This window comes from Brevundimonas sp., assembly GCF_041911375.1.
GTDB lineage: Bacteria > Pseudomonadota > Alphaproteobacteria > Caulobacterales > Caulobacteraceae > Brevundimonas.
In genome coordinates, this window is the sequence record NZ_JAYRPA010000025.1 from 227,995 (window position 1) to 254,741 (window position 26,747).

Here is a 26,747-nt window from a genome sequence, read left to right on the forward strand (position 1 = left end):
TGGTCGCCTTAGCGGTAAGGCGCGTCGAGTTCCAGATTCTTGGCGATCACGCGTTCCCAGCGGTCACCGTTGTCGAGCAGCCGGGCCTTGTCGAACAGCAGCTCCTCGCGGGTCTCCACCGAGAACTCCGAGTTCGGGCCTTCGACGATGGCGTCCACCGGGCAGGCTTCCTGGCACAGGCCGCAGTAGATGCACTTCACCATGTCGATGTCATAGCGGGTCGTGCGGCGGCTGCCGTCGGCGCGCGGCTCGGCCTCGATGGTGATGGCCTGGGCCGGGCAGATGGCCTCGCACAGCTTGCAGGCGATGCAGCGTTCCTCGCCGTTCGGATAGCGGCGCAGGGCGTGCTCGCCCCGGAAACGCGGCGACTGCGGGTTCCGCTCGAACGGATAGTTCACGGTCGCCTTGGGGCGAGCCATGTACTTCAGGGTCAGGCCGATGGCGCCGACGGCGTCCAGCATCATCGCGCCCTTGGCGGCCTGGGCGATCCGGTTGAACATCAGAAGCGATCCTTGGGCGCCGGGGCGCCGTTGGTTGAAGTCGGTGTGGGCGTCACGGCCGGGCTTTGGGTTTGGCCTTCGCGCCATTCGCGCTCGATGCGCGCCTGGCGGCGTTCCCACTGATAGCTGGACTCGGGCAGACGGTTGTCGGGCGCGCAGGCGCCCAGCACCACCATCAGACCCAGTCCAACGACGATCCCGCGCATCAGCCGCCCACCGCGAACACGCGCCAGGCGGAGGTGATGACCACGGCGACCAGCGAGGCCGGCAGGAAGATCTTCCAGCCCAGCCGCATCAGCTGGTCGTAGCGATAGCGGGGCACGAAGGCCTTCACCAGCGCGAAGGCCAGGAACCAGATCACCGTCTTGGTGATGAAGGTCAGCAGATAGATCGTATAGGCGATCCACGCCGGCAGGCCGTCCAGGAACGCCTGCGACAGGAAGCCGGGGTTCCAGCCCCCGAAGAACAGGATGCTGACCATCGCCGACATGAAGACGATGTTGACGTACTCGCCCATCATGAACAGCAGATAGGTCGTGGAGCTGTATTCGACCTGATAGCCGGCCACCAGCTCGGACTCCGCTTCGGGCAGGTCGAACGGGGGACGGTTCGTTTCGGCCAGGGCCGACACGAAGAAGACGATCATCATCGGGAACATGACGAGGATCAGCGGCCAGGTCCCCGCGCCGCCGCCGAAGGCGTACCAGTTCCAGAAATAGCCGCTCTGGCTGTCGACGATGGTCGACAGGTTCATCGAGCCGGCCAGCAGGATGACGTTGATGATGATCAGGCCCAGCGACACCTCATAGGACACCATCTGCGCCGCCGACCGAAGCGACCCCAGGAAGGGATACTTCGAGTTCGAGGCCCAGCCGCCCATGATGATGCCGTACACGCCCAGCGACGACACCGCGAAGATGTACAGGATGCCGACGTTCAGGTCCGACACGACCCAGCCGGGCGCGAACGGGATCACGGCCCAGGCCATGAAGGCCAGGATGACGGTGATGATCGGCGCGATGATGAAGACCGCCTTGTCGGCGCCGGCCGGGATCACGACCTCCTTCAGCACGAACTTCAGCATGTCCGCGAAGGACTGCAGCAGGCCGAACGGACCGACGACGTTGGGGCCCTTACGCATCTGCACCCCGGCCCAGACCTTGCGGTCGGCCAGCAGCAGGAAGGCGACGCCGATCAGAACGACGACGGTGATCAGCAGGACCTGGCCGACAGTGAGCAGGGTCCAGCCGACGGGGGTGGTCCAGAACGAAACGGGGTCCATGACTTACTCCGCCGCCATCGCGACCGGGGCGATCCGCTGGGCGGACAGCTCGGCCATCGTCGCGCTGGCGCGCGCGATCGGGTTGGAAAGATAGGGGTCGCGCACGACCGAGGCGAAGGCCACGTCGCCCAGATCGCCCTTGGCGCCCAGCGTCGACGGATCGAACGCCGCAGGCGCCGCCAGATAGTCGATGCGGCCGAAGGTCGGATGATCGGCCATCAGCTTGGAACGCAGTTGCGCCAGGGTGTCGTACGGCAGGGTCTGGCCAACATAGCCGGACAGGGCGCGGATGATGGCCCAGTCTTCCTTGGCCTCGCCCTTGGGGAAGACGACGCGTTCGGCCATCTGCACCCGGCCCTCGGTGTTGACGTACAGGCCCGACTTCTCGGTGTAGGCCGCGCCCGGCAGGATGACGTCGGCGCCGTGCGCGCCGCGGTCGCCGTGGCTGCCAAGATAGACGCGGAAGGCGTCCGATCCGGTCGGGTCCACCTCGTCGGCGCCCAGCAGGAACAGCACGTCCAGCGCGCCCGGCTTCAGCATGTCGGCGACCGCCAGGCCGCCCTCGCCGGGCACGAAGCCCATGTCCAGGCCGCCCACGCGTGCGGCGGCGCTGTGCAGCACGTTGAAGCCGTTCCAGCCTTCCGCGATGACGCCGACCTTCTTGGCCAGGGCGCCGATGGCGTTCAGGACGGCCGGGCCGCCCTCCCCGCCCAGCGCGCCGGCGCCGACGATGATCGCCGGACGTTCGGCCTTGGTCAGGAAGTCCATCGCCGACTTCGGCAGCTTGGCCAGGGTCTTCGACCCGGCGCCCAGCCAGGCGTAGTCGAACGTCAGGTCGGCCTGTTCGCCGATCAGGCCGATCTCGACCCCGCCCTTGATCCAGCTCTTGCGCAGGCGGGCGTTCAGCAGCGGCGCCTCGATGCGCGGATTGACGCCGATCAGCAGGATAGCGTCAGCGTTTTCAATGCCTTGCAGGCCGGAGTTGAACAGCCAGCTCTCGCGCGGACCATAGCCCAGCGCCGCGCCGTCCTGGCGGCAGTCGGTGTTGGTCGAGCCCAGGGCGCGGAACAGGTCCAGCGTCGCCTTCATCGACTCGGCGTCCTGCAGATCGCCCGCGATCACGCCGATGCGGTCGGCCGAGGCCGCCTTCAGCCTGGCGGCGACTGCGCCCAGCGCCTCGTCCCAGGTCGCGGGACGCAGCTTGCCGTTCTCGCGCAGCCAGGGCCGGTCCAGCCGGCGCATGGTCAGGCCGTCGACGACATAGCGGCTCTTGTCCGACAGCCACTCCTCGTTGATGCCCTCGTGCACGCGCGGCAGCACGCGCATGACCTCGGACCCGCGATAGTCGGCGCGGATGTTGGAGCCCAGAGCGTCCATGACGTCGATGGTCTCGGTCTTCTTCAGCTCCCACGGGCGGTAGTGGTACTGCCACGGCCGGTGCGTCAGGGCGCCGACCGGGCACAGGTCGTTGACGTTGCCCGACAGCTCGCTGTCGATGTTCTTTTCCAGATAGGTGGTGATCTCGGCGTCCTCGCCGCGCGAGATCATGCCGATGTCCGGCACGCCGGCGACCTCGGTGATGAAGCGAACGCAACGGGTGCACTGGATGCACCGCGTCATGAAGGTCTTCACCGTCGGACCCATGTTCTTTTCTTCGACCGCGCGCTTGTTCTCGGCGTAGCGCGAGCCGTCGCGGCCATAGCCGACGGCCTGGTCCTGCAGGTCGCACTCGCCGCCCTGGTCGCAGATCGGGCAGTCCAGCGGGTGGTTGATGAGCAGGAACTCCATCACCCCTTCGCGGGCCTTCTTCACCATCGGCGTGTCGGTGAAGATCTCCTGGCCCTCGGCGGCCGGCAGGGCGCAGCTGGCCTGCGGCTTCGGCGGTCCGGGCTTCACCTCGACCAGGCACATGCGGCAGTTGCCGGCGATCGACAGCCGCTCGTGGTAGCAGAAACGCGGAATCTCGTGCCCGGCGCGCTCGGCGACCTGCAGCACGGTCATGCCGGGCTCGAACTCGGTTTCGACGCCGTTGACCTTGGCGACTGGCATCAGCGGGCCTCTTCTTCAGCGGGAACGGCCAGTTCGGCCTGTTCCGTCGTCCCATCCGGGAGAGTCTGTGTGATGGTGACCACATCGCCGTCCAGGGCGTAGCGGATCACCGGGTCGCCGGACTGGTTCATCCAGCGGACAAGATTGGCGTCGGGAAGATCCAGCGGCATCCAGACCACCAGATCGTTCTCGACGCGACAGTCGGCGCGCATGCGCCCGCCGTCGACCGGCGCGCGCCACGAGGCGTGGACCACCTCGCCCTCGACGCCGTCGATCGTCACCGCCGCCGGCTCCTGGCCGTGGACCGCCGCCAGACCGGCGCGGCAGACGCGGCGCAGATCGGCGGCGTTCAGCACGCGGGGCGCCGCCTGCACGGCGTCCGACACCGGCGCCTCGGCTGCGACCGTCTCCGCCGGCGTCGGCGCGGCCTCGCGCTCGCCGCAGGCGGCGAGAGCGAAAGCTCCGATCACGATGGCGGACGAAAGGCGCATCATCACTCCGCCGCGATGGCGTGGCCGGCGAAGTTGGCGCGGCGCGAACGATAGTTGGCGATGCGTTCTTCGATCTCGGAACGGAAGTGACGGATCAGGCCCTGAACCGGCCAGGCGGCCGCGTCGCCCAGGGCGCAGATGGTGTGGCCCTCGACCTGGCCGGCGACATCCAGCAGCAGGTCGATTTCCGACGGATCGGCCTCGCCCACGGCCATGCGCTCCAGCACGCGCCACATCCAGCCGGTGCCCTCGCGGCACGGCGTGCACTGGCCGCAGCTCTCGTGCTTGTAGAAGTAGCTGATGCGGGCGATCGCCTTCACCAGGTCGGTGGACTGGTCCATCACGATGACGGCGGCGGTGCCCAGGCCCGAACGCATCTCGCGCAGGCTGTCGAAGTCCATCAGCGCCGTCTCGGACATCTCGCGCGTGATCAGCGGCACCGACGATCCGCCCGGGATCACGGCCTTCAGATTGTCCCAGCCGCCGCGCACGCCGCCGCAATGCTCTTCCAGCAGCTGCTTCAGCGGGATCGACATGGCCTCCTCGACCACGCAGGGCGCGTTCACGTGGCCCGAGATGGCCATCAGCTTGGTGCCGGTGTTGTTCGGGCGGCCGAAGCCGGCGAACCAGTCCGCGCCGCGACGCAGGATGGTGCCCACGACGGCGATCGACTCGACGTTGTTCACCGTGGTGGGGCAGCCGTACAGGCCCGCGCCGGCCGGGAACGGCGGCTTCAGGCGGGGTTGGCCCTTCTTGCCTTCAAGGCTCTCCAGCAGGGCGGTTTCCTCGCCGCAGATGTAGGCCCCGGCGCCGTGGTGGATATAGACGTCGAAGTCCCAGCCGTGGACGTTGTCCTTGCCGATCAGGCGGGCGTCATAGGCCTGCTTGACCGCCGCCTCCATCCGCTCGCGCTCGAACACGTATTCGCCGCGCAGATAGATGTAGCAGGCGTGCGCCTGCATCGCGAAGCTGGCGATCAGGCAGCCTTCGATCAGCAGCTGCGGATCGTGGCGCATGATCTCCCGGTCCTTGCAGGTGCCGGGTTCGGATTCGTCGGCGTTGACGACCAGGTAGTGAGGACGATCCTTCACTTCCTTGGGCATGAACGACCACTTCAGGCCGGTCGAAAAGCCCGCGCCGCCGCGGCCCCGCAGGCCCGACGCCTTGACGTTGTTGATGATCCAGTCGCGGCCAAGGTCCAGCATGTCCTTGGTGGCGTTCCACGCCCCGCGCTTCTTCGCCCCCTCCAGCGTCCAGTCCTGGAAGCCGTACAGGTTGGTGAAGATCCGGTCCTTGTCTTCGAGAATGCCGACCATGGCCCTCAGAGTCCTTCCGCCAGACGGCGCTTGTGGTGGCGGGTGCGCATCCAGATGGCCGCGATGACCATCACCCAGCCGGCCGCCAGCATGAAGTAGGAGAGATTGACCGCCCACGATCCGACCGTCCCCTGACGCGAGATCACGATCAGGACGGCGGCGCCGACGACCATCGCCAGACCGCCGGTCCGCAGCGGGCGTCCGACGCTCCGCAGCTCCTTGCGGTAGGCGGCCCTGCCCTCTTCGGTGTTGAGGTCCGGTCGCGCCATCAGGCCGGCGCCTTCTCGGCTGGAGCCGGGTCGCTGTTCGGCAGCTTCGTGATCGGCTTGGCGGCCGAGCCGTCGTACAGCGCCGGATCGAGCAGCGTCTTGGCCCCGCCCGCCGGTTCCGACGTCGTACGGCCTTCGTACGAGCCCGGCTTGGGCGTCTTGCCGGCGGCGAAGTCGTCGATGATCTGCGCCATCGTCTCGGCCGTCAGGTCTTCGAAATAGTAGTCGTTGATCTGGGCCATCGGCGCGTTGGAACAGGCGCCCAGGCACTCGACCTCCTGCCAGGTGAAGCGGCCGTCCGCCGACAGATGGTCCTTGGGCCCGATCTTCTCCTTGCAGACGCGCATCAGCTCGCCCGAGCCGCGCAGCATGCACGGCGTGGTGCCGCACACCTGGATCAGCGCGGTCGTGCCGACCGGCTCCAGCATGAACATGGTGTAGAAGGTCGCGACCTCCAGCACCCGGATATAGGGCATGGCCAGCAGTTCGGCGATCGCGCGCAGCGCGGGCTCGGAGACCCAGCCCTCCTGCTTCTGCACCAGCCACAGAACCGGGATCACCGCCGACTGGCGACGGCTCTCGGGATATTTCTTGATCCACCATTCGGCCTTGGCCCTGGTGTCCTCCGAAAAGGCGAACGAGGCCGGCTGTTCCTTGGCGAGACGACGAACGCTCATCGGTCCACTTCTCCGAAAACGATGTCGAGCGAGCCCAGGATGGCGCTCACGTCGGCCAGCTGGTGGCCGCGGTTCATCCAGTCCATGCCCTGCAGGTGACGGAAGCCGGGGGCCGAGATCTTGACCCGGTACGGCTTGTTGGTGCCGTCCGACACCAGATAGATCCCGAACTCGCCCTTGGGCGCCTCGACCGCCGCATAGACCTCGCCCTCCGGGGTCGAGAAGCCCTCGGTGTAGAGCTTGAAGTGGTGGATCAGCGATTCCATCGAGCGCTTCATCTCGCCACGACGCGGCGGGACGATCTTGTTGTTCTCGATCATCACCGGTTCGCCGGGGCAGTTGCGCAGCTTGTGAATGCACTGCTCCATGATGCGGACCGACTGCTTCATCTCCTCGATGCGGCAGAGGTAGCGGTCCCAGCAGTCGCCGTTCTTGCCCACGGGCACGTCGAACTCCAGTTCGGCGTAGCACTCGTACGGCTGCGACTTGCGCAGGTCCCAGGCGATATCCGAGCCGCGCAGCATCACGCCGGTGAAGCCCCAGGCCAGGGCCTGTTCCTTCGACACCACGCCGATGTCGACGTTGCGCTGCTTGAAGATGCGGTTCTCGGTGACCAGGCTCTCGATGTCTTTCAGCGCCGCCGGGAACTCCTGGCACCAGCGGCCGATGTCGTCGATCAGGTCCATCGGCAGGTCCTGGTGGACGCCGCCGGGACGGAAGTAGTTGGCGTGCAGGCGCGCCCCGCAGGCGCGCTCGTAGAACACCATCAGCTTCTCGCGCTCCTCGTGACCCCACAGCGGCGGGGTCAGGGCGCCGACGTCCATGGCCTGCATGGTCGCGTTCAGCAGGTGGTTCCCGATGCGTCCGATCTCGGAATACAGCACCCGGATCAACTGGGCGCGGTACGGAACCTCAATGCCCAGCAGCTTCTCGATGGCCAGGCAGAAGGCGTGTTCCTGGTTCATCGGCGCGACGTAGTCGAGGCGATCCAGGTACGGCACGTTCTGCAGATAGGTCCGCGCCTCCATCAGCTTCTCGGTGCCGCGGTGCAGCAGGCCGATGTGCGGATCGACGCGCTCGACGATCTCGCCGTCCAGCTCCAGCACCAGGCGCAGCACGCCGTGCGCGGCCGGGTGTTGCGGGCCGAAGTTGATGGTGAACTTGCGGTCGTCCATGTCCCGGGCGTGGGCCGTCCGGGGATCGGCGTCGTGGTCCATCTCGCCCCAGGGGTCGATGGCCGGCGAGACCGGCGGGTTTGCGGCGACGTCTGCCATCAGCCCTTCACTCCAGCCTTTTCATCGCCAGGCAGCACCGGCGCCGGATACTCGGCGCCTTCCCACGGCGACAGGAAGTCGAACGTACGGAACTCCTGCGTCAGCTTGACGGGTTCGTACACGACGCGCTTCTGCTCCTCGTCGTAACGGACCTCGACATAGCCCGTCATGGGGAAGTCCTTACGCAGCGGATGCCCCTCGAAGCCATAGTCGGTCAGCAGGCGGCGCATGTCCGGATGCCCCTCGAACACCACGCCGTACATGTCGTAGGCCTCACGCTCGAACCAGCCGGCGGACGGATAGACTTCGATCACCGTCGGAACGGGCTGGACCTCGTCGGTCGTCACCTTGACGCGCACCCGCGCGTTCTTGGTCAGCGACAGCAGGTGATAGACCACCTCGAACCGCTCCTCGCGATCCGGATAGTCGGCGCCGCAGACGTCCAGCAGCTGCTGGAACTGGAATTGGTCGCGCAGCGCGGCCAGCACCTCGACGATGCGCTCGCGCGGGGCCACCAGCGTCAGCTCGCCGAACGCGACCTGCGCCTCGACGCCCAGCGCCGCCACCAGCTCGGTGCCCAGCGGCGTCAGCACGGCTTCATATTGAGCCTGAACGGCGAGAGAACTCATCGCTCGATCGTCCCCGTGCGGCGGATCTTCTTCTGCAGCTGCAGCAGGCCGTAAAGCAGCGCCTCCGCCGTCGGCGGGCACCCGGGCACATAGACGTCCACCGGCACGATCCGGTCGCAGCCGCGAACGACGCTATAGCTGTAGTGGTAATAGCCGCCGCCGTTGGCGCAGCTGCCCATCGACACGACGTAGCGCGGGTCGGGCATCTGGTCATAGACCTTGCGGATGGCCGGAGCCATCTTGTTGGTCAGGGTGCCGGCGACGATCATCAGGTCCGAGTGGCGCGGGCTGCCGCGCGGGGCCATGCCGAAGCGCTCGACGTCGAAGCGCGGCATCGACATCTGGATCATCTCCACCGCGCAGCAGGCCAGACCGAAGGTCATCCACATCAGCGAGCCGGTGCGGGCCCAGGTGATGACGTCGTCCAGCGACGCCGTCAGGAAGCCGCGCTCGCCGAGCTCGGTATTGACCGCCTCGAAGAACTTGTCGTGGATCTTGGGATCGTATCCCTCGACCATCGACCGGCCGGCCGAGCCGGCGGGGACCAGGGGCGAGGACGGTGCGACGACTACTCCCATTCCAGGGCTCCCTTCTTCCATTCGTAGATGAAGCCGATGGTGAGCACGCCCAGGAAGACCATCATCGACCAGAAGGCGAACACCATGCCCGCTTGCGGCAGGTCGAACATCGACACCGCCCAGGGGAAGAGGAAGGCCACTTCCAGGTCGAAGATGATGAACAGGATCGACACCAGGTAGAACCGGACGTCGAACTTCATCCGTGCGTCGTCGAATGCGTTGAAGCCGCACTCGTACGCCGACAGCTTCTCGCTGTCCGGATTCTTCGGCGCCAGAACCAGCGGCAGCACGATGAAGAGCACGCCAATTAGCGCGGCGATGCCGGCGAAGACGACCACCGGCAGGTATTCGAGCAGAAATGCGTTCATTCGAAGAACCTCGCCCGCCGGGGAGAGGCGGGATTCGGCGCTTCTTAGACCCAACCTCCGCGCGGTTCAAACCCCGGAACCCACTGCTTTTCTGTTGAGAATTGATCGCAACTTCCGTCGCGCCGCGCCGCGCCATTTGTCGCAGCGTCGGTTCTTGCGCGCGGGCGCCGCCCCACGCCCTATTGAAGGCTCCCGTCAGAAACAGAAAGTCATCCGAATGAGCCTGGCCGGTCGCGCCCTCAACGCCGTCGAGCGGATCGGCAATCGCCTGCCCGACCCGGTCTTCCTGTTCCTTTGGCTGATCGGCGGCCTGGTGCTGCTGAGCCTGGTGGGGGCCGGACTGGGCTGGTCCGCGATCAACCCGGTGACCGGCGACCTTCTGACGGCCCAGAGCCTGCTGTCGGCCGAGAACCTGGAGCGGCTGATCATCGGCATGCCGCGAACCCTGGCGGACTTTCCCCCGTTGGCGATCGTCGTCACCATCATCTACGGCGCCTCGGTGGCGGAGCGGACGGGGCTGTTCACCACGGCCATTCGCGGGGCGCTGCTGAACGCGCCCAAGGCCCTGCTGACGCCGATCGTGGTCGTCGTCGGAATGATGTCCCACCACGCGTCGGACGCCTCTTATGTCGTGGTGATCCCGCTGGCGGCGGTGATCTTCGCCGCGGCGGGGCGCCATCCGCTGGCCGGTCTGGCGGCCGGCTTCGCGGCCGTTTCGGGCGGGTACGCCGGCAACCTGTTTCCGGGATCGCAGGACGCGCTGATTCTGGGCATCACCGAGCCGGCGGCGCGGCTGATCGACCCCAGCTATTCCGTCAACATCGCGGGCAACTGGTTCTTCATCATCGGGGTGGTGCTGGTCTTCACCCCGATCGTCTGGTTCATGACCGACCGAGTGATCGAGCCGCGTCTGGGCGTGTGGACGCCGCCGGTCGGCGCCAACGCCACGGCCGCGGCCCAGGAAAAGCAGCCGCTGACCCCCGAGCAGAAGAAGGGGCTGGCGTGGGCGGGGCTGGCCATCCTGGGCATGCTGGCGCTTTGGGCCCTGCTGACCATGATCCCCGGCTCGCCGTTCATCGATCCGGAGGCCGAGCCGGGGCAGGAGTTCAACCCGCTCTACCGCTCGCTGATCGCCTTCTTCGCCACGACCTTCTTCGTCGCCGGCGGGGCCTACGGGGCGGGCGTGGGCACGGTGAAGTCGCATCGCGACATGGTCCGCATGATGGGCGAAGGCATCGCCCAGCTGGCGCCCTACATCGTCCTTGCCTTCTTCGCCGCGCACTTCGTGGCCATGATCAACTGGTCGGGCCTGGGACCGATCCTGGCGGTCAATGCGGCGGAAGCGCTGCAGGAGATCGCCCTGCCCGCCCCGCTGCTGCTGATCGTGGTCGTGCTGGTCAGCTGCATCTTCGACCTGTTCATCGGCTCGGCCTCGGCCAAGTGGTCGGCGCTGGCCCCGATCGTGGTGCCGATGTTCATGCTGCTGGGCATCTCCCCGGAGATGACGACCGCCGCCTATCGAATGGGCGATTCGGTGACCAACATCGCCACGCCGCTGATGAGCTATTTCCCGCTGATCCTGACCTTCGCCCAGCGCTGGGATCCGCGATTCGGTCTGGGCTCGCTGATGGCGACCATGTTGCCCTACGCCGGGGCCTTCCTGGTGGCGGGCCTGGCCATGGTGGCGGCCTGGGTCGCGCTGAACCTGCCGCTGGGGCCGGGCGTGGGCGTGCACTACAAAGCCCCGCCGCCCGCCGTCGCCGCACAGGAGCCCGTGACAGGCGGCGTCGCGGGCCCGCACAGCCCGCCCCAGCCGGCCGCCGTCCAGCCCGCTCGCTGATGGGTTCATTTCTCCTGAAAAGGTCGCTTGACGCGCCCGGTCAGCCCGCCTAAACGACGCCCCTCGCCGAGGCGCACAGCCGCTTCGGCCAGGAAACGCGGGTGTAGCTCAGTTGGTTAGAGTGCCGGCCTGTCACGCCGGAGGTCGCGGGTTCGAGCCCCGTCACTCGCGCCACTCTCTCCAGAAATGGAAGAGTGGCGCACCGCCTTCCCAGAAAGCTTTCGGAACAGCTTAAAAGTTCCGGCCTGAACGCGGGTGTAGCTCAGTTGGTTAGAGTGCCGGCCTGTCACGCCGGAGGTCGCGGGTTCGAGCCCCGTCACTCGCGCCACTCCTGATCGACAGAGAGTGGCGCCCCGCCTTCCTCATTCAGAACAAGAAGCGCCGGCCCTCAGTGGACCGCCCATGCGCCCGACGGCTGGACGAAGGCCGCATCGCCGGTCAGGTCGCCATACAGCATGCACAGGTCCTCGAAGACCCGGTTCCAGGCGAACTGGCTTTCGGCCTTCGCCCGCGCGGCGCGGCCGATCGCCTCGATGTCGCGCGCGAACAGGGCCTCCACGGCCTGGGCGTAGTCGTCCGCATCCGCCCGCGCGGCCAGCTGCCCGACCGACTCATCGACCGTTTCGGCGACCCCGCCCGCGTTGACGCCGACCACGGGCCGTCCGCAGGCCATCGCCTCCAGCACGATCAGGCCGAACGGCTCCTTGTCGTTGGCGTGCACGAAGGCGTCGCAGCTGGCGATGATCTTGGCCACCGCGCGCGGATCCTTCTCGTACGGCAGGGCGATCACGCGATCCTCGGCCGGCATGCCGGAGCCGGCGCCGACCAGCACCAGATGATAGGGCGCGCCGAGCTTCTGCACGGCGTCGATCAGAACGTCGACGTTCTTCTCCTTCGCCGGTCGTCCGGCGAAACACAGCAGGCGCGCGTCCGCGTCCAGACCCAGCTTGTCCAGCAGCCACTGGCGATCGCGGCGGTCGGGCCGGAAGGTGTCGATCTCGACGCCCAGGGGGCGGATGAAGATGTTCTCGATCCCGGCCTCTTCCAGACGCTGGGCGATGTAGCGGCTGGGCGAGACCACGCGGTCGAACTGGGAGAAGAGCTTGGCCCAGCGCTTCTCGACGGGCTTCTTGGCCCATTCGCCGAAATGCAGCGCCGCCAGTGCGGCAGGATCCGAGTGGCAGAAGCCGACGACCGGGCAGCCGACCCGCTGGCCGGCCTCAAGGGCGCCCTGCCCCGGCGTATAGGGATCGCCCGCCTCGATGATCGACGGCTTCATCGCCGCGACCCAGGCGCTCCAGCGGCGGACCGAGCTGGGCCAGCGATAGCCGTCGCCGAACGGCAGCTTGGTCGCGCGCAGCTTGATGATGTCGTCGCTCCCGGCCTTGTGGCGCGCGCCCGGCACGACCAGCGAGTGGCTGACGCCGGGCCGGTTCTCGGCGATCCAGGCCTTCTTCGACAGCAGATAGCGCTTCACCCCGCCCGAGCGGGGCGCATAGAGCATGGTCGTGTCGATCAACCTCGGCCGCGCGTCATGCGCCGAAGCCTTCAGCGCCCGGAGCGTCTCGGCCACCTCGACATCCAGGCCCGGGATCAGCCGCAGTTCGCTTTCTTGGACTTCGAGGTCAGTCATGGTCATGGGGTCGTTCTCGCCTTGGTCTGGGCCGTCGAACGCGGCGCGGCGCTCTTTGGATGCGTGCGCCATGCCCACGAGACCAATTCCGCCCCTAGACCCCGGCGCGGCAAAGCTCAAGCGTGGATAAATGCAGAATCCGTCCGAACGCCGCGCAAAGCCAATCGTGGCGGCGCGATCCTGGACCTTCCGCCCCGGCCCGCAAGGCGCAGGCGACCGCTCCGGCCTTGCATTCGCCTCAAATTCGATAAACTTGGGGAACGCTGGAGAGGACCCTGCTAAGAGGGCCTCCGTTTCGTGATCGCGTGACCACCAGGGGTTTCTTTCGAATGCGTATTCTGCTCGCGACCGCCGTGGCGATCGCCCCCCTGCTCGCCGCCGCCGGAGCTCAGGCTCAGGTCGTCATCTCCAACGAACGCACGACGCCGATCAGCACGGCGACCGCGAACAACGGCGCGCCCTCGGACATCCGCATCGGCAGCGGCGGCACCGTCAAGGTGACGAGCGGCGCGGCCGTGACCGTGAACTCGGATCACGACCTCGACATCGACAGCGGCGGCGCCATCACGATGGAGAACGCGGCCGACGGCGCCACGGGCGTCCGCGTGGAAGGCGGAAACGAAGGATCCGTGATTGTGGGAGGGGCGATCAGCATCACTGATGCGATCGATTCCGACGATTACAAAGACGCAGATAGCGACGGCGACCTGGACGGTCCGCTCGCCGCGGGAACCGATCGGCACGGTGTTCGCGTCGTCGGCGCCTCCCCCTACACCGGCGACATCCTGGTGGAAGGCAGCGGCGCTGTCCGCGTCGAGGGGAACCAGAGCTACGGCATTCGGCTGGAATCGGATCTTGACGGCTCGTTGACGAACCTGGGGGCCGTCAGCGTCCTCGGCAACGAGTCCTATGGCGTCCGTGTGCAGGGCGACGTCTCCGGCGACGTCAACTTGGCCGGGTCGGTTTCGGCTGTTGGCCAGAACAGCAGCGGCGTCTCGATCGAAGGCGACGTCGGCGGCGCCCTGGTCATCCACTCTCAGGTCAACGCCACCGGCTATCGCTACACGACCCCGCCCCCGTCCCGCCCCGAGTCGGGCGAGCCGAGCTCGGGCGGCCTCTACCTCGAGGATCTTGACGCGGACGATCTGCTGCAGGGCGGCCCGGCCTTTGCGATTCAGGCCGACGTCGCGGGCGGAGTGATCCTGGCGAATGCGCCCGCCTATCAAAGCGCGCAAGGCGCTGAAGGCGATGATGACGGCGACAGCGTCAAGAACGGTGATGAGGATGACGACGGCGACGGCGTCATCAACCGTAACGACACGGATCGGGACGGCGACGGCATTCCGGACTCCAGCGAGACCAACGCCAACATCAGCTCGCTCGGAGGCGCGCCTGCGATGGTCGTGGGATCCATCGACCGCACGGTCGCGCTCGGCGTGGTCGGAGCGGGCGACCAGGCCTATGGCTTCATAAACGGCGGAACGATCACCGGATTGGGGACCTACTCCGGCATCGCCGCCCAAGCGCTGCGGTTCGGCGTCGACAACGGCCAGGCGGTGACCGTCGAGGGCGGGGTGAGAAACATCGGCTCCATCGCCGCTGCCGCAGCCGGCGCCGACGCAACCGCCGTTCTCTTCGGCGCCAATGTTTCGACGCCGGTTCTGCAGAACGAAAGCTCCATCCAGGCGGGCGCGTCGGGCGACGGCCAGCATACGGCGACCGCGGTCCTGATCGCGCAGGGCGCCAGCGTGCCGACGTTGAACAACGCCGGAACGATCACAGCCGGGTTCTCGGGCAACCACGGCGACGCCGTCGCGATCCGCGATCTTTCGGGCACTCTCACGTCGCTCACCAACAGCGGCTCGATCGTCACCTCCATCACACCGAACGCCGATGATGAGACCGCGGTGGACGGTTCGGCGGTGGCCCTCGATCTGTCCGCCAATACGACAGGCGTCACCATCCGCCAGTTCGGCGTGGAGGCCGACGAAGACAGCACCCTGCCCGACGCCGACGAGGACGGCGTGCCGGACGTCAACGAGCCTTCGATCCGCGGCGACATCCTGCTGGGATCTGGAAACGACAGGGTGGCCGTCGAGAACGGAACCATCACCGGCAACATGTCCTTCGGCGCGGGCGCCGACGCGCTGGTCATCTCAGGCGGGGCCGGGGTGATCGGCGCCATCACGGATGCTGACGGCCAACTGGACATCGACGTCAGCGACGGCGTCCTCTTCGCCACCCAGACGACGACGACGACGATCTCCAGCCTCGACGTCGGCGCCGAGGGCACCCTGCTGTTCAACGTCGATCCGCAGGCCGGAACGACCGGTGGCTTCGACGTGACCGGCGTCGCGAACATCGCCTCCGGCGCATCGCTCGGCGTTCGCTTCGCCTCGCTGCTGCAAAATCCGGAGCGGTTCACGCTGCTGACCGCCGGAGACCTGAACGCGGGCGAGCTGAACCAGTCGCTGCTCGAAGAAAACTCGCCCTACATCTATGTGGTCGAAGCGGGCGTCGACGAGGCCGCCGGCGAACTGTACCTCGACGCACGCCGGCGGACCGCCGAAGAGGCGGGCCTGATCCCGGTCGAGGCGTCGGCGTTCGACGCGGTATACGCCGCGCTGGGCGACAACGAGACGCTGCAGAACCTGTTCCTGACGCGCACTGACCGCGACGAATTCATCGACGCCTATGAGCAGATGCTGCCCGACCATTCCGGCGGTCCGCTGATGTCGCTGTCGGCCGGCGTGGATGCGGTCACGCGTGCGCTGACCGGGCGAAACGCCTCGGCCGCGCCGGGCGAGACCAGCGCCTGGGTGCAGGAGATCAACTTCTACGCCGACAAGGACAAGACGGAGTCCTACGGCTTCCGCTCCGAAGGCTTCGGCGTCGCCGGCGGCGTGGAGCGCGGCACCGGAATGGGCGCCTTCGGCGTCACGGCGGCCTTCACCTCTTCCGACATCGAAGACCCCGAGGCCGAGGCCGAAGAGGTCCTGTCCGCCAACCTTCTGGAGCTTGGCCTCTACTGGCGCGCCCAGGGCCAGTACTGGACCACCTGGGCCCGTGCGGCCGCAGGCTACGCCAGCTTCAGCGCCGACCGTTCGCTGGTGGCCGAGGGCGTCTATCTGAACAACACCTCGGATTGGCACGGATGGACCGCAGCGGCGGCCGGCGGCGCCTCCTACGAGCGCAACTTCGGTCGTTTGAACGTCCGCCCGGAAGTCTACGCCGAGTACTTCCGCCTGTCGGAAGGCGCCCGCACCGAGGTCGGCGGCGGCGACGGCTTCGATCTGGATATCGACGAACGCGACAGCCACATCTTCTCCGCCGTGGCGGCGATGAACATCGGCTACGGGTTCGGCCGGGATGGCTGGATTCGTCCCGAAATCCGATTTGGCTATCGCCAGAACATCTCGGTCGACGCCGGCGAGACCATCGCCCGCTTCGCCAGCGGCGGCCCGGACTTCATCCTCACGCCGGACGCCATCGAGGGCGGCGGACCGATCCTCGGCTTCCGCCTGAACGTCGGCAACGACCTGGGCATGCTGTCGATCACCGGCGACGCCGAGATGCTGGAAGACTACGTCCGCTACTCCCTGCTGCTGCGGGCCAGCTTCCGCTTCTGATCGGGACCGGCCGACAAAAGACCACGGCCGCCGGAGCGATCCGGCGGCCGTTTTCGTTTCTGGTGGGCGGCGAGGGGTTCGAACCCCCGACCCCCTCGGTGTAAACGAGGTGCTCTGACCAGCTGAGCTAGCCGCCCGAATGCGGAGCCGGGCTTATGCCCTCAGGACCTCACCCGTTCAAGGCGCTTTTCAGCCCCTCCCCCGGCCGGAAGCGCGCGGTGCGCGATGCGGGGCGGGCCACGGCCGCGCCGGTCTGGGGATTGCGCGCAACCCCCGCCTTGCGGTCGACGGCGACGAAGCTGCCGAAGCCGATCAACTTGACGTCCCGCCCCTGGGTCAGCGCCTCCGCGACACCGTCGGTGAACGCCTCCAGCGCCGCCTTGGCCTGGTCGCGGCTGATGTTTGCCGCTCCGGCCATGCGCCCGATCAATTCCGCCTTCGTCATTCAGCCCCCCGAGTCCGAAGAGAATCACTAAACGGCGGATCACCGCCGAGGTCAAAACGCAAAACGCCGCCGGAATGGTCACCGGCGGCGTTCCAAGTTCAAGGTGACGTGAAGCCTAGTGGCTGACGGACACCGTGGCGGGGTCCGTCGTGGCGGGCGCAGGCGCCGGCAGCGGTTCGGCCGCCTCGTCCCACTCCACCGGCGTCAGCGACCCTGTCAGGGCCCACTTCAGCGCCTCGTCCGCGGTCGAGATCGGCACGATCTCCAGGGCGGCCTTCACGTTCTCCGGCACGTCGGCCAGGTCCTTCTCGTTCTCCTGCGGAATCAGCACCGTCTTCACGCCCGAGCGGAGCGCCGCGAGCAGCTTCTCCTTCAGGCCGCCGATGGCGGTGACGCGGCCGCGCAGGGTGATCTCGCCGGTCATGGCGATATCCTTGCGGATCGGCACGCCCGTCAGGACCGAGACCATGGCCACCGTCATGGCGACGCCGGCGGACGGACCGTCCTTGGGCGTGGCGCCGTCCGGCACGTGGACGTGGATGTCGGTCTTCTCGAAGACCGGCGGCTTGACGCCGAAGGCCAGCGAGCGGGCGCGCACGTAGGACGCGGCGGCCGAGATCGACTCCTTCATGACCTCCTTCAGGTTGCCGGTCACGGTCATGCGGCCGCGGCCCGGCATCTTGATGGCTTCGATGGTCAGGATGTCGCCGCCGAACTCGGTCCAGGCCAGGCCGGTGACGATGCCGACCTGATCCTCCTCGTCCGTCTCGCCGTAGCGGTACTTCTTCACGCCCGCGTATTCGGCCAGCTTGTCCGCGTCGACCGTGATCGAGGCGGCCCTGGTCTTGGCCATCTCGCGCACCGCCTTGCGGGCCAGACCGCCCAGGGCGCGCTCCAGCGACCGCACGCCGGCTTCACGGGTGTAGTAGCGGATCAGGTCGCGGATGGTGTCGTCCGGCACGATCAGCTCGCCGTCCTTCAGGCCGTGATCCTGCAGCTGCTTGGGCAGGACGTGGCGCTTGGCGATCTCGACCTTTTCGTCCTCGGTGTAGCCCGACACCCGGATGATCTCCATCCGGTCCATCAGCGGCTGCGGCATGTTCAGGCTGTTCGCCGTCGTCACGAACATGACCTGGGACAGGTCGTAGTCCACCTCCAGATAGTGGTCGCCGAAGGTCGAATTCTGCGCCGGGTCCAGCACCTCGAGCAGGGCCGAGGACGGGTCGCCGCGCCAGTCGGCGCCCAGCTTGTCGATCTCGTCCAGCAGGACGAAGGCGTTGGTGGTCTTGGCCTTCTTCATCGACTGGATGATCTTGCCGGGCATGGAGCCGATGTAGGTCCGGCGGTGACCGCGGATCTCGGACTCGTCGCGCACGCCGCCCAGCGACATTCGGACGTATTCGCGGCCTGTGGCCTTGGCGATGGACTTGGCCAGCGAGGTCTTGCCGACGCCGGGCGGTCCGACCAGGCACAGGATCGGGCCCTTCAGGCTGCCGGTGCGCGCCTGGACGGCCAGATATTCGATGATCCGCTCCTTGACCTTCTCCAGGCCGAAGTGATCCTCCTCGAGGATGTCTTCGGCCTTCTGCAGGTCGATCGGCTTCTGCTTGGCCTTGCCCCACGGCACGGACAGCAGCCAGTCCAGATAGTTGCGAACGACCGTGGATTCGGCCGACATCGGGCTCATGTTACGCAGCTTCTTGACCTCGGCCTCGGCCTTGGTCCGCGCTTCCTTGGACAGGCGCGTCTTACGGATGCGCTTCTCCAGCTCCATGATCTCGTCGCGCGCGTCGTCGGTCTCACCCAGCTCGCGCTGGATCGCCTTCATCTGCTCGTTCAGATAATATTCGCGCTGGGTCTTCTCCATCTGGCGCTTCACGCGCGAGCGGATCTTCTTCTCGACCTGCAGGACGCTGATCTCGCCCTCCATCAGGCCATAGACCTTCTCCAGCCGCTTGGGCACGTCGAAGGTCTCCAGCAGCCCCTGCTTGTCGCTGATCTTGACGGACAGGTGGGCGGCGACCGAGTCGGCCAGCTTGGAGGCGTCGGCGATCTGGGGAATGGAGCTGAGGGCCTCGGGCGGGACCTTCTTGTTCAGCTTCACATAGCTCTCGAACTGCTCGACGACCGCGCGCAGCATCGCCTCCGACTGCGCGGTGTCGCCCGGCTCGTCGGCGATCTCCTCGGCCTCGGCCTCGAAATAGTCGGTGCGCTCGGTGAAGCGGGTCAGGCGCGCGCGGCTCTTGCCCTCGACCAGCACCTTCACGGTGCCGTCGGGAAGCTTCAGCAGTTGCAGCACAGTGGCCAGCACGCCGGTCGGATAGATGGCGTCGGGCGACGGGTCGTCGTCGACCGAGTTCTTCTGGGTCGCCAGCAGAATCTGCTTTTCGCCCTTCATGATCTCGTCCAGCGCCTTGACCGACTTCTCTCGGCCCACGAACAGCGGCACGACCATGTGCGGAAAGACCACGATGTCCCGAAGCGGCAGGACGGGCAGGATTTTCGTCTCGGACATGATGTAATAACTCCAGGGCCTTTGATGATCTCCGGCCCGCCGCGTCGTCCGTCTCGGCGCTATGCTCCGACGAGGCGTCGCGGCCCGTCGATTCCGACGGCGTTCGGATGAGTATGTGGTTCGGAAGGCGCGGGGTTCAAGCGTGACCGCCGAACGGCCCACATCTGCGTCGATCGCGGCCCAGCCGCATCATTCGGCCGCGCCTGCCCAAAGATGTGCGGATTTCAGTCGCGCCGTGGCGAAAGACCGCATCACGGCGCCGCCGTCGACTGTGGCCGCCGGGCCGCGCTGAAGCGAATCCCGGCGCGACGAATGTTCGCGGATTCCCCCTGCCCTGTCCCGCGCGTTCGGGATTATCCGTCCCCGTCGCGTCACAGGCTTGCCGCCATGCGGCGGCGACGATAGACCGGCGGCTTCGCGGCTATGGCGAAATTGGTAGACGCAGCAGGTTTAGGTCCTGCCGGGAGACCGTGGGGGTTCGAGTCCCTCTAGCCGCACCACCCTCGCACGCCGCCGGCCTGAACCGGCGGCGCGGCGTCCCGGGTCAGGCGTTGCCGCGACGGCCGGTCTCGAACAGGAACCAGACCCGCTTCTCGCCCTCGTCGATCCAGTTCTCCAGCAGGCTGGCGGTGGCCACGTCGTTGTGCTCGTCGCACAGATCGTGGACTTCGCGCATCCAGCCCACCAGGTCGTTGTTGTCGTCCCGCAGCTCCGCCAGCATGTCGAACGGATCCACATAGTCCGCGTCGTTGTCGGCGATGCGCTGCTGGCCGACGATCTGGCCGATGGAGCGCAGGGTCACGCCGCCGATCTTGCGCGCCCGCTCGGCGATCGGATCGGTCATGGCGAACAGTTCCGCCGCCTGCTCGTCCAGCAGCAGGTGGAAGTCGCGGAAATGCGGACCCGACACGTGCCAGTGAAAATTTTTCGTCTTCAGATACAGGGCGAAGACGTCGGCCAGCAGCCCGGTCAGGGCGGCGGCGATGTCCCGCGTCGCCTCCTCAGGCAGGCTGGTCGGTGTTTTCAGGGGCGCAAGGCGCTTTTCGCGAGCGTCAGACATGGAATTCTCCTCGGCTTGATCTGAATGGTCTAGCTAGGAAGCAGCGGGGGCGAACGAAAGCCCTGATCTGCGTCAATTCCGATGGTCGGGGGCGGCCCCAGCGCCGCCAGGCTGACACGCGGCTGCGCGCCCTTTCCCTATCCCCCGTACCCGCGCCCGCCCCCGCCGAAGCCGCCGCGTGAGACGACCGTCGTGCGGCTCTGTACCCGGCTGGGCGCCTGGCGGGCCACGTCTGTGTGTTCTCGACCGTTCGTCAGCGTGCGGCCCGTGCGATAGTCGCGATAGGTGTAGCCGCCGCCGTAACCGTTGGAATAGCGATCCTCGCGGTCGCGATACAGCGGGCCGCCGCCCCGATAGCCGCCGTCCAGCAACTGCCCGATGACGAAGCCGGCCAGCAGCGGACTGAAGAACGAGCCGCCCCCCTGATTGTTCGGCTGGCACTGGGACGGCCCCCACTGGCCTTCGCATTCCTCGCGCGTCGCATAACGCGGCGCCGTGGCGGCGGCGTCCTGCTGGGCCTTCGCCAGGGCGGCGTCGCATTCGGCGTCGGCAATGTCGTCGGCGGCCCGGCATTCCTCCAGCGAGGTGTAGGCCAGCGTCGGCTGCGGCTCGGGCTCCGGCACGCGTTGCGGCGCGCCACAGGCCGACAGGGTGAAGCTGGCGGTGGCCATCAGGCTGCTGACATGCAGGACGCGCGAGCGCATCAGGCGTCGCATGGTCCGGGTCTGGGGCAGGTCCCTGGGATCGGTCATGGCGGTCACGACGTCATGCAGGCGGCGTTCAGCAGCCCGACGCAGATGGAAATGGAGGCCAGGTAGATGGCCGCCGCGATTTCGCCCGCCTCGATGCGGACCACCAGATTGCGGAAGGCCAGCCGGCTGATGGTCACGAAGACCACGATCTGGATCACCCCGGCCAGCAGGGCCCAGGCGGCGAACTCGGCCAGGCTGACGGTGTGCGAAAGCGCCGAGGCCAGCGGCAGCACATAGCCGATCAATGCTCCGCCCAGGGCGATGGCCGCGGCCGGGTTGCCCTCACGGATCAGGGTGCGCTCATGGTACGGCGTGACCCACTGGTAGATCAGCTTGAACGCCAGGGTGAACAGCCCCGCCGCGGCGAAGGCGATCAGAAAGGCGATCGCGCCCTGCTGAAATACGTACCAGTCGAACATCGTGTCGCCCCTTGATGTGCGCGCTCAGGCGCGGAACTCGGCCATTTCCAGCGGAATGCCGATCATGATCTCGTGCGTCGTCTCGCCGCCCTCGGGCTGCTGCTCCAGGGCGATCATCAGTTCGCGCCCGCCCGCCAGGTCGCGTGCGTACAGCATGCAGGTCTGGAAGATCTTGGCATAGGGCGTGGTCGCGGCCCGGTCGTCCCAGATGGTCTCCCATAGCGTGACGGGCGGCTGGATCGCGTCGCTCTCGGCGAACCAGAACCGCGGATAGTCCGGCAGCTCTTCCGCCGCGCCGTGAAAGACCGGGGCCGACAGCCGGTCGCGCCAGATCCGCCGCTCGCGCTCGCCCGGCGGATAGGCCGAGGTCCAGGGAATGAACAGGCTGAAGTCGTAGCTCTCGGCCCCGGCCTCATCATCGCTCATGGCCTGCAGCATGACGTGGTCGTCGGTATAGAAGCGGTGCACGTACTGCCCGCCGTCCAGGCTGATCAGACCCTGCGCCGTGACGTCCAGCACGTCGCGATCCAGGGCGAAATGCGTGTCGTCTCCTAGCCGTCGCCACGCCAGCGGATCCAGCGAGACGGTCCGGCCGACGGTGATGTTGCGCACCGTCGCCAGCCGCGACGCCGGCGGCGTCTTCTCCGATGATCCGAAAAGTTTCTTGAACATGGGCGACTATCTAAGCCCCTCGCGCGCCGACCGCGAGCGAACAACGGCGGCGCGCCCGAATGATGCGGTTCATACGGCGAAGGGTCTCGCCGATATTGCGTGAAGTCAAGCGTTCATGTTACGCGTTTCATGTAACATGGACTCGATCAGCTCGCCCTCCTCCGCCGCCAACGACCGCATCCGTGCGTGGCGGCAGGCGCGCCGCGAAGCCGGTCTGGTCAAGCTGGAGCTTTGGGTGCCTGCAGCCGCTCGAGACGATGTGAAGGCCGCCGTCCGCGCCATCGTCACCGATTCCACGCGCGGCCCGCATCTTGCCGGGCGATCACGCCGCCCCACTTCTGAATCCATCACCCCTGGAGACGACCACCACATGGACGCCGTGATCGAAACGCCCTGGACCGTGCCGGCCATCAAGGCGGCGCTGGACCAGTCCCCCTTGCTGCGCGAGGGCGAGATGACCCTGCGCGTGCTGGAAGGGGCCGAGCCCGTGCTGCTGGCCACGATGCACGAATACGGCGACCTGCCCGTCTATCTCAGCGTCGGCGGCGCCCAGATCGTCTGCTCGGTCCTGCTGTGGCCGGTGGCGGAACAGACCGACCGCCACGCCTTCAACGAGTTCCTGCTGAAGGCCCAGCGCGTGGTGCCCCTGTCCAACTTCGCCATCACCAATGTGGGCGGCGAAGACGTGTATGAGCTGATGGGCGAACTGTCCTGCAAGACGACCCTGCAGACCATCCTCATCGAACTGCGCACCCTGGCCGAGAATGCGATCGACGCCACCGAACTGCGCGAAACCTTCGGCGCCGACGCCGCCTGATTCGGAGACCGACCATGTCCATGCTCAGAAAACTCTCCGCCCTGTTCCGCGGCACTGCCCATGACGCCGCCCAGGGCGTCGTCGACGCCAATGCGCTGAAGATCCTCGACCAGGAAATCCGCGACGCCGACAACGCCCAGGGCAAGGCGCGCGATGACCTGGCCGGCCTGGTGGCGCGCCGCCGCATGGCCGAGAACGAGCTGGCGTCCTTCAGGGACCAGATCGGCAAGTACGAAAGCTCGGCCCGCACCGCCCTGGGTCAGGGCAAGACGGACCTCGCGCGTGAGGTCGCCTCGCGCATCGCCGAGCTGGAAGGCGAAATCGCCACGCGCGGCCCGATGATCGAGGACATGAAGGCCGCCGAGGCCCGGCTTCGCACCGCCATCGCCACGACGGACCAGAAGATCGAGACGCTCCGGCGCGAGATCGACATCGTCAAGGTCAACGAATCCGTCCAGCGCGCCCAGACCTCGGTCGCCCTCAACTCGGCCGGCGCCCACTCGCGCATCGGCTCGGCGGCCGACAGCCTGCAACGCATCAAGCAGCGCCAGGCCGTGCAGGAAGAGAAGCTGCGCGCCAATCAGGAGCTGGAGGACAAGCGGACCGGCGCCGATCTGGACGCCAAGCTGCGTGAAGCGGGGATCCTGCCTGGCCACTCCTCGGCCGACGACGTGCTGGCCCGCCTGACCCAGCAGGAGGTGACGATCGTCACCCCGCGCATCGGCCAGTCCGTCCCGACGGCCGACAAGGACCCGGCCTGATCCATGGAGCGTCTCCGCTTCGATCCTCGCCCCGACTGGGACGCCAAGGCCGAGGCCCTGGGCTTCACCTGGCGACACGACGACGGCAAGCCCTATTGGGACGAGACGGCCGCCTACGCCTTCTCGCTGTCCGAGATCGAGGACGGGATCGAAGCGCCGACGGCCGAGCTGCACTCCCTGTGCCTGGATCTGGTCGAGGAAGCCGTCCAGTCGGAACGGCTGATGGAGCAGCTCGACATCCCCGAGGCCATGCGGGATTACGTCGCCGACAGCTGGAAACGGAACGAGCCCTCGCTCTACGGCCGGTTCGACTTCGCCTACGACGGAACGGGCCCGGCCAAGCTTTACGAGTACAACGCCGACACCCCGACCAGCATCTATGAGACGGCGGTCTTCCAGTGGCTGTGGTTGGAGGACCAGATCGCCGCCGGCGTCCTGCCCGCCGACGCGGACCAGTTCAACAGCCTGCACGAAAAGCTGGTCGACCGCTTCCGGGCCATCTTCCCGGGCGGCGGCTTCATGCATTTCAGCTCCGACGCCGACTTCGTCGAGGATCGCCAGACCGTCCGCTTCCTGGAGGATCTGGCGCGACAGGCGGGATTGGACCCTCAGTTCGTCGCCATCGACCAGATCGGCCTGAACGAGGAAGGCCGCTTCGTCGACCATGAGAACTGGATCATCGGCGCCCTGTTCAAGCTCTATCCGTGGGAACAGATGCTGCGCGACGACTACGCCGCGCCCCTGCCCACCGCGGACGTCACCGTCCTGGAGCCGGCCTGGAAGAGCCTTCTGTCCAACAAGGGGATCCTGCCCCTGTTGTGGGCGCGGCACGCCGGCCACCCCAATCTGCTGGAAAGCTATTTCGAGGATGATCCCCGAGCGGCGAACCTGGGCGATTCCTACGCGCGCAAGCCGCTGTTCTCGCGCGAAGGCGCCAATGTCGAGCTGGTCGACCGGGGCGTAAGCGGCGGGGTCGACGACGGCGGTTACGGCGAAGGCCGGCATATCCTGCAGGCGCTCCGCCCGCCCCCCGTCTTCGACGGCCAGCACGTGATCGTCGGTTCCTGGCTGATCGGCGACGAACCGGCGGGCGTCGGCCTGCGCGAAGACACCGGCCGCATCACCCGCAACACGTCCCGCTTTCTTCCGCACTTCATCCGCGACTGAGCGCGATCGGGGCGGCCCGCCGCCGATGAATCACCGTCCGGCTAGGGATTCTGGACCGGCGAAAGATCGGTTTATCGAGGAAAGGATGGTGGATGCGACAGGGATTGAACCTGTGACCCCCTCGGTGTGAACGAGGTGCTCTCCCGCTGAGCTACGCATCCATGCCTTGCGGAGGCGGCGACATAGCCCGGTCGCGTGCGCCGCGCAAGCGCCGGAGCATCAGATTCCGGCCGCTCGCACCGCCTCCGGCGTTTCCGTCTCCGGATCGCCGGGCAGAAAGGCCACGCGGCCGTCGTACACCGCCTCGTTCAGTATGCCTTCCTCCCTGGCCACCAGCACCGGGACCAGCATCTGGCCGGTGACGTTCGTCGCCGTGCGCATCATGTCGATGATCCGGTCGATGGCGACGATATAGCCGATGCCTTCCAGCGGAAGACCTGCCGTCGACAGCGTCAGGGTCAGCATGACGATGCTGGTCCCGGGCACGCCGGCCGTGCCCAGCGACCCCAGCACGGCCGTCAGGCCGATCAGCACATATTGCGTCAGCGTCAGGTCGATCTTGAAATACTGGGCGATGAAGATCGAGGCGATCGCGGGATAGATGGCGCCGCAGCCGTCCATCTTCACATTGGCCCCCAGCGGCACGGCGAAGGCCGCATAGGCCTGGGGCACGCCCAGCCGCTCGACCGTCTGGCGCAGGGTGATCGGCAACGTTCCCAGAGAGGATGATGTCGCGAACGCCGTCTGCTGCGCCGCAAAGGCGCCGCGGAAGAAGCTGCGAATCTTCAGCCCATGCAGCTTCAGAAGGCCCGAATAGACCACCAGGATATGGAACAGGCAGGCCGCGTAGATGGCGAAGATGAACTTGCCCAGGGGCAGCAGCGCCTCCCAGCCATAACCTCCGACCACCGCCCCGATCAGGCCGAACACCCCGAACGGCGTCAGCTGGATCACCCAGCGGGTGATTCGGAAGACGACGGCCGCCCCCTCATCCACCAGCCGCCGCACGCCCTGCGCCGCATCGCCCAGCGCCACCAGCGCCATACCCACCAGCGCCGAGAAGAAGATGATCTGCAGCACCCTGCCCTCGCTCAGCGCGGCGAACGGGTTGGTCGGCACCCCCCCGATCAGTACGTCCAGCGGGGTCGGGATCTCGCGCGCCTTCACCTCGCCCAGCGGCAGGTTCGACAGGCCCACGCCCGGATTGATCAGATGGCCGAAGGCGATCCCCACCAGTACCGCCAGCAGCGAGGTGATCGCGAACCAGACGATGGTCCTGACGCCCAGGCGCACCGCGCCGACGCCCTCGCCCAGCTTGGCGATCGAGCTGGCGATGGTGAACAGCACCAGCGGCGCCACCACCATGCGGATCAGGTTCAGATAGACGTCGCCGATCGGCTGCAGCCAGGTTTCGGCGCGCTCGCGCAGAATCAGGCCGGCGACCACCCCCAGCACGAAGCCGGCGGCGGTCCGCTGCCACAGGGGAATCTTGAAGAAGCGGGCGATCACGAACTCATCCTCGACGCAGGACCGCTCAGCCGGCCACCGAAGCGCGGTTCCGTAACCGAAGCCGTCGTCGATCGGTTGCGACTTCTCCTATCGCC

Annotated in this window: 25 protein-coding genes and 5 tRNA genes; 8 read left to right on the plus strand and 22 right to left on the minus strand. The window is 67.2% G+C overall.

The features are described from left to right. Positions 1-8: 8 nt before the first annotated feature. Genes nuoI through ACE3PU_RS06245 form a run of 12 tightly spaced genes read right to left on the minus strand, consistent with a single transcriptional unit; the run spans position 9 to position 9,433 of the window. Positions 9-500: an NADH-quinone oxidoreductase subunit NuoI gene (gene nuoI, locus ACE3PU_RS06190; RefSeq protein ID WP_374387750.1), complete on the minus strand. Its 492-nt coding sequence runs from the start codon at positions 498-500 to the stop codon at positions 9-11. Beyond that, positions 500-706: a hypothetical protein gene (locus tag ACE3PU_RS06195; protein WP_374387752.1), complete on the minus strand. Its 207-nt coding sequence runs from the start codon at positions 704-706 to the stop codon at positions 500-502. The genes nuoI and ACE3PU_RS06195 overlap by 1 nt, the downstream gene beginning before the upstream one ends. Next, a complete protein-coding gene (gene nuoH / locus ACE3PU_RS06200) occupies positions 706-1,782 on the minus strand; it encodes an NADH-quinone oxidoreductase subunit NuoH (protein WP_374387754.1) in 1,077 nt (358 codons plus the stop codon). Before nuoH ends, ACE3PU_RS06195 begins: the two co-directional genes overlap by 1 nt. 3 nt (positions 1,783-1,785) lie before the next feature. Next, positions 1,786-3,831, minus strand: coding sequence for an NADH-quinone oxidoreductase subunit NuoG (gene nuoG, locus ACE3PU_RS06205; RefSeq protein WP_374387757.1), 2,046 nt, complete (start codon positions 3,829-3,831; stop codon positions 1,786-1,788). Then, positions 3,831-4,322, minus strand: a complete 492-nt coding sequence (locus ACE3PU_RS06210; RefSeq protein ID WP_374387759.1) for a hypothetical protein — start codon at positions 4,320-4,322, stop codon at positions 3,831-3,833. The genes nuoG and ACE3PU_RS06210 overlap by 1 nt, the downstream gene beginning before the upstream one ends. Before the next feature lie 2 nt (positions 4,323-4,324). Then, positions 4,325-5,638: an NADH-quinone oxidoreductase subunit NuoF gene (gene nuoF, locus ACE3PU_RS06215; protein ID WP_374387761.1), complete on the minus strand. Its 1,314-nt coding sequence runs from the start codon at positions 5,636-5,638 to the stop codon at positions 4,325-4,327. A gap of 5 nt (positions 5,639-5,643) precedes the next feature. Beyond that, the gene (locus tag ACE3PU_RS06220) at positions 5,644-5,907 is read right to left on the minus strand and encodes a hypothetical protein (protein ID WP_374387763.1); all 264 of its coding nucleotides are present in this window, start codon (positions 5,905-5,907) and stop codon (positions 5,644-5,646) included. Then, positions 5,907-6,584 (minus strand): NADH-quinone oxidoreductase subunit NuoE, encoded by a 678-nt coding sequence (nuoE, locus tag ACE3PU_RS06225; protein WP_374387765.1) that lies wholly within the window; start codon positions 6,582-6,584, stop codon positions 5,907-5,909. The genes ACE3PU_RS06220 and nuoE overlap by 1 nt, the downstream gene beginning before the upstream one ends. Then, complete coding sequence (locus ACE3PU_RS06230) at positions 6,581-7,801, minus strand: NADH-quinone oxidoreductase subunit D (RefSeq protein ID WP_374387890.1); 1,221 nt, start codon at positions 7,799-7,801, stop codon at positions 6,581-6,583. The genes nuoE and ACE3PU_RS06230 overlap by 4 nt, the downstream gene beginning before the upstream one ends. Positions 7,802-7,857: 56 nt before the next feature. After that, complete coding sequence (locus tag ACE3PU_RS06235) at positions 7,858-8,487, minus strand: NADH-quinone oxidoreductase subunit C (RefSeq protein ID WP_374387767.1); 630 nt, start codon at positions 8,485-8,487, stop codon at positions 7,858-7,860. Further along, a complete protein-coding gene (locus ACE3PU_RS06240; RefSeq protein ID WP_374387769.1) occupies positions 8,484-9,086 on the minus strand; it encodes an NADH-quinone oxidoreductase subunit B family protein in 603 nt (200 codons plus the stop codon). Before ACE3PU_RS06240 ends, ACE3PU_RS06235 begins: the two co-directional genes overlap by 4 nt. Continuing rightward, positions 9,056-9,433 carry an NADH-quinone oxidoreductase subunit A gene (locus tag ACE3PU_RS06245; RefSeq protein WP_374387771.1) on the minus strand — a complete coding sequence of 126 codons (378 nt, stop codon included), beginning with the start codon at positions 9,431-9,433 and terminating at the stop codon, positions 9,056-9,058. The genes ACE3PU_RS06240 and ACE3PU_RS06245 overlap by 31 nt, the downstream gene beginning before the upstream one ends. Before the next feature lie 217 nt (positions 9,434-9,650). Here ACE3PU_RS06245 and ACE3PU_RS06250 point away from each other — a divergent pair, with 217 nt between their 5' ends. The 3 genes from ACE3PU_RS06250 to ACE3PU_RS06260 all read left to right on the plus strand — a co-directional run bounded on the left by ACE3PU_RS06250 (position 9,651) and on the right by ACE3PU_RS06260 (position 11,601). Further along, a complete protein-coding gene (locus tag ACE3PU_RS06250; protein ID WP_374387773.1) occupies positions 9,651-11,273 on the plus strand; it encodes an AbgT family transporter in 1,623 nt (540 codons plus the stop codon). Between the two features lie 97 nt (positions 11,274-11,370). Beyond that, positions 11,371-11,447, plus strand: a tRNA-Asp gene (locus tag ACE3PU_RS06255). 77 nt (positions 11,448-11,524) lie between these two features. Then, a tRNA-Asp gene (locus ACE3PU_RS06260) sits at positions 11,525-11,601 on the plus strand. 60 nt (positions 11,602-11,661) lie between these two features. Here ACE3PU_RS06260 and ACE3PU_RS06265 read toward each other — a convergent pair. Beyond that, positions 11,662-12,912 carry a glycosyltransferase gene (locus ACE3PU_RS06265; RefSeq protein ID WP_374387775.1) on the minus strand — a complete coding sequence of 417 codons (1,251 nt, stop codon included), beginning with the start codon at positions 12,910-12,912 and terminating at the stop codon, positions 11,662-11,664. A 323-nt stretch (positions 12,913-13,235) separates the two neighbouring features. Here ACE3PU_RS06265 and ACE3PU_RS06270 point away from each other — a divergent pair, with 323 nt between their 5' ends. After that, on the plus strand, positions 13,236-16,535 hold the full coding sequence (locus ACE3PU_RS06270; RefSeq protein ID WP_374387777.1) for an autotransporter outer membrane beta-barrel domain-containing protein: 3,300 nt from the start codon (positions 13,236-13,238) through the stop codon (positions 16,533-16,535). A 60-nt stretch (positions 16,536-16,595) separates the two neighbouring features. On the opposite strand, the gene ACE3PU_RS06275 is transcribed toward ACE3PU_RS06270, so the two are convergent. The 3 genes from ACE3PU_RS06275 to lon all read right to left on the minus strand — a co-directional run bounded on the left by ACE3PU_RS06275 (position 16,596) and on the right by lon (position 19,495). Then, positions 16,596-16,672, minus strand: a tRNA-Val gene (locus tag ACE3PU_RS06275). 32 nt (positions 16,673-16,704) lie between these two features. Beyond that, on the minus strand, positions 16,705-16,980 hold the full coding sequence (locus ACE3PU_RS06280) for an HU family DNA-binding protein (protein WP_374387779.1): 276 nt from the start codon (positions 16,978-16,980) through the stop codon (positions 16,705-16,707). Positions 16,981-17,095: 115 nt separating this feature from the next. Next, the gene (gene lon, locus ACE3PU_RS06285) at positions 17,096-19,495 is read right to left on the minus strand and encodes an endopeptidase La (RefSeq protein WP_374387781.1); all 2,400 of its coding nucleotides are present in this window, start codon (positions 19,493-19,495) and stop codon (positions 17,096-17,098) included. A gap of 417 nt (positions 19,496-19,912) precedes the next feature. Between lon and ACE3PU_RS06290 the strand changes: the two genes are divergently transcribed. Then, positions 19,913-19,995, plus strand: a tRNA-Leu gene (locus ACE3PU_RS06290). Between the two features lie 44 nt (positions 19,996-20,039). On the opposite strand, the gene ACE3PU_RS06295 is transcribed toward ACE3PU_RS06290, so the two are convergent. The 4 genes from ACE3PU_RS06295 to ACE3PU_RS06310 form a co-directional block, all read right to left on the minus strand. Further along, the gene (locus tag ACE3PU_RS06295) at positions 20,040-20,555 is read right to left on the minus strand and encodes a Dps family protein (protein WP_374387783.1); all 516 of its coding nucleotides are present in this window, start codon (positions 20,553-20,555) and stop codon (positions 20,040-20,042) included. Positions 20,556-20,692: 137 nt separating this feature from the next. Beyond that, positions 20,693-21,307, minus strand: coding sequence for a DUF1190 domain-containing protein (locus ACE3PU_RS06300; RefSeq protein WP_374387786.1), 615 nt, complete (start codon positions 21,305-21,307; stop codon positions 20,693-20,695). A gap of 5 nt (positions 21,308-21,312) precedes the next feature. Continuing rightward, complete coding sequence (locus ACE3PU_RS06305) at positions 21,313-21,726, minus strand: DUF350 domain-containing protein (protein WP_374387788.1); 414 nt, start codon at positions 21,724-21,726, stop codon at positions 21,313-21,315. A 24-nt stretch (positions 21,727-21,750) separates the two neighbouring features. After that, positions 21,751-22,398 carry a YjfK family protein gene (locus ACE3PU_RS06310; protein ID WP_374387790.1) on the minus strand — a complete coding sequence of 216 codons (648 nt, stop codon included), beginning with the start codon at positions 22,396-22,398 and terminating at the stop codon, positions 21,751-21,753. 136 nt (positions 22,399-22,534) lie between these two features. Between ACE3PU_RS06310 and ACE3PU_RS06315 the strand changes: the two genes are divergently transcribed. From ACE3PU_RS06315 to ACE3PU_RS06325, 3 genes are read left to right on the plus strand one after another with little or no spacing between them, the layout of a single operon-like run. Further along, complete coding sequence (locus tag ACE3PU_RS06315; RefSeq protein ID WP_374387792.1) at positions 22,535-23,215, plus strand: YjfI family protein; 681 nt, start codon at positions 22,535-22,537, stop codon at positions 23,213-23,215. A 14-nt stretch (positions 23,216-23,229) separates the two neighbouring features. Further along, on the plus strand, positions 23,230-23,976 hold the full coding sequence (locus ACE3PU_RS06320) for a PspA/IM30 family protein (RefSeq protein ID WP_374387794.1): 747 nt from the start codon (positions 23,230-23,232) through the stop codon (positions 23,974-23,976). A 3-nt stretch (positions 23,977-23,979) separates the two neighbouring features. Continuing rightward, entirely contained in the window at positions 23,980-25,143 is a 1,164-nt protein-coding gene (locus tag ACE3PU_RS06325; protein ID WP_374387796.1) for a glutathionylspermidine synthase family protein, read from the plus strand. An 86-nt stretch (positions 25,144-25,229) separates the two neighbouring features. Here the strand turns inward: ACE3PU_RS06325 and ACE3PU_RS06330 are convergent. Beyond that, positions 25,230-25,304: transfer RNA gene (locus ACE3PU_RS06330), tRNA-Val, on the minus strand. Positions 25,305-25,362: 58 nt separating this feature from the next. Next, entirely contained in the window at positions 25,363-26,652 is a 1,290-nt protein-coding gene (locus ACE3PU_RS06335) for a dicarboxylate/amino acid:cation symporter (RefSeq protein ID WP_374387798.1), read from the minus strand. Positions 26,653-26,747 lie beyond the last annotated feature (95 nt).

Coding starts and splice junctions, on each gene's coding strand:
- ACE3PU_RS06270 (WP_374387777.1), top strand. CDS start 13,236: ATGCGTATTCTGCTCGCGACCGCCGTGGCGATCGCCCCCCTGCTCGCC.
- nuoG (WP_374387757.1), bottom strand. CDS start 3,831: ATGCCAGTCGCCAAGGTCAACGGCGTCGAAACCGAGTTCGAGCCCGGC.
- ACE3PU_RS06250 (WP_374387773.1), top strand. CDS start 9,651: ATGAGCCTGGCCGGTCGCGCCCTCAACGCCGTCGAGCGGATCGGCAAT.
- ACE3PU_RS06305 (WP_374387788.1), bottom strand. CDS start 21,726: ATGTTCGACTGGTACGTATTTCAGCAGGGCGCGATCGCCTTTCTGATC.
- ACE3PU_RS06245 (WP_374387771.1), bottom strand. CDS start 9,433: ATGAACGCATTTCTGCTCGAATACCTGCCGGTGGTCGTCTTCGCCGGC.
- nuoE (WP_374387765.1), bottom strand. CDS start 6,584: ATGAGCGTTCGTCGTCTCGCCAAGGAACAGCCGGCCTCGTTCGCCTTT.
- ACE3PU_RS06325 (WP_374387796.1), top strand. CDS start 23,980: ATGGAGCGTCTCCGCTTCGATCCTCGCCCCGACTGGGACGCCAAGGCC.
- ACE3PU_RS06210 (WP_374387759.1), bottom strand. CDS start 4,322: ATGCGCCTTTCGTCCGCCATCGTGATCGGAGCTTTCGCTCTCGCCGCC.
- ACE3PU_RS06320 (WP_374387794.1), top strand. CDS start 23,230: ATGTCCATGCTCAGAAAACTCTCCGCCCTGTTCCGCGGCACTGCCCAT.
- nuoI (WP_374387750.1), bottom strand. CDS start 500: ATGTTCAACCGGATCGCCCAGGCCGCCAAGGGCGCGATGATGCTGGAC.
- ACE3PU_RS06280 (WP_374387779.1), bottom strand. CDS start 16,980: ATGACGAAGGCGGAATTGATCGGGCGCATGGCCGGAGCGGCAAACATC.
- ACE3PU_RS06240 (WP_374387769.1), bottom strand. CDS start 9,086: ATGGAAGAAGGGAGCCCTGGAATGGGAGTAGTCGTCGCACCGTCCTCG.
- ACE3PU_RS06230 (WP_374387890.1), bottom strand. CDS start 7,801: ATGGACCACGACGCCGATCCCCGGACGGCCCACGCCCGGGACATGGAC.
- ACE3PU_RS06310 (WP_374387790.1), bottom strand. CDS start 22,398: ATGTTCAAGAAACTTTTCGGATCATCGGAGAAGACGCCGCCGGCGTCG.
- lon (WP_374387781.1), bottom strand. CDS start 19,495: ATGTCCGAGACGAAAATCCTGCCCGTCCTGCCGCTTCGGGACATCGTG.
- ACE3PU_RS06195 (WP_374387752.1), bottom strand. CDS start 706: ATGCGCGGGATCGTCGTTGGACTGGGTCTGATGGTGGTGCTGGGCGCC.
- ACE3PU_RS06265 (WP_374387775.1), bottom strand. CDS start 12,912: ATGACCATGACTGACCTCGAAGTCCAAGAAAGCGAACTGCGGCTGATC.
- ACE3PU_RS06300 (WP_374387786.1), bottom strand. CDS start 21,307: ATGACCGATCCCAGGGACCTGCCCCAGACCCGGACCATGCGACGCCTG.
- nuoH (WP_374387754.1), bottom strand. CDS start 1,782: ATGGACCCCGTTTCGTTCTGGACCACCCCCGTCGGCTGGACCCTGCTC.
- ACE3PU_RS06220 (WP_374387763.1), bottom strand. CDS start 5,907: ATGGCGCGACCGGACCTCAACACCGAAGAGGGCAGGGCCGCCTACCGC.
- ACE3PU_RS06235 (WP_374387767.1), bottom strand. CDS start 8,487: ATGAGTTCTCTCGCCGTTCAGGCTCAATATGAAGCCGTGCTGACGCCG.
- ACE3PU_RS06315 (WP_374387792.1), top strand. CDS start 22,535: ATGGACTCGATCAGCTCGCCCTCCTCCGCCGCCAACGACCGCATCCGT.
- ACE3PU_RS06295 (WP_374387783.1), bottom strand. CDS start 20,555: ATGTCTGACGCTCGCGAAAAGCGCCTTGCGCCCCTGAAAACACCGACC.
- nuoF (WP_374387761.1), bottom strand. CDS start 5,638: ATGGTCGGCATTCTCGAAGACAAGGACCGGATCTTCACCAACCTGTAC.